At 58.0% G+C, this 652-nt stretch carries 2 protein-coding genes; both read left to right on the top strand.

The window, feature by feature from the left end; all coding sequences use genetic code 11:
* On the top strand, window positions 1–312 hold a 312-nt coding region (locus EII42_RS13095), incomplete at its 5' end, for a hypothetical protein (RefSeq protein WP_158676517.1).
* The coding region (locus EII42_RS12140) for a WXG100 family type VII secretion target (RefSeq protein ID WP_148098058.1) at window positions 312–652 on the top strand (341 nt) is incomplete at its 3' end. The genes EII42_RS13095 and EII42_RS12140, both read left to right, overlap by 1 nt.

Raw genomic sequence — 652 nt, 5'->3', positions numbered from 1 at the left:
AAGGTAGTTTTCGGCGAGTTGCATGCGGGGGCTGACAGGATTGGTGAGCTTGCTCCTGCGGCGCAGAAGGCGGAGCAGCGGATCGCGAGTGTTCCGTTGGCGCAGAGTGATTTTGGGCGTGTGCCGTGGATCCAGACTCGTATCTGGGAGGCCTATCAGGAGCACACTGCTTCTTGTCGTGAGGCGTTGCGTGACATGAGCGAAACGATGGGTGATGTCTGTGAGGCGGTGCATGTCACTGCGGAGGTTTACGAGTCGTTTGAGGAGGCGGCCGAGCAGGCCATCAGTGAGTTTTTTGCGGGGTGTTTCTGATGCAGGAGTACAACAATCAGCTGGATCAGTGGTATTACGGCAGTCACTGGATCATTCAGAAGGGTCTGGCTTGGCCGTATCAGAAGATCTCGGAGATCTTGCGCTGGGCTACCGGCGATCCGAATAAGTTGGCTGCCCAGTGTGGTACCTACGAGGAGGTGGCCAGTCAGGTTGAGCGGATGGTGCAGGAGTTTCGTGAGGCTGCGGTGGGGATCAGTGGTTGGGAGGGTCAGGCGCACAACCAGTTTTTGGTGACGGTGGGTCGGATCCAGGAGAGTCTGTCGAAGATTGCTCCCGCGATTGCGAAGACTCAGGAGGTGTTGCGTTCCGCGGCGGAGAC

Origin of the sequence: Tessaracoccus sp. OH4464_COT-324 (assembly GCF_003932855.1) — a bacterium.
Lineage (GTDB): Bacteria > Actinomycetota > Actinomycetes > Propionibacteriales > Propionibacteriaceae > Arachnia.
This window is presented reverse-complemented; position numbering and strand designations above follow the sequence as displayed.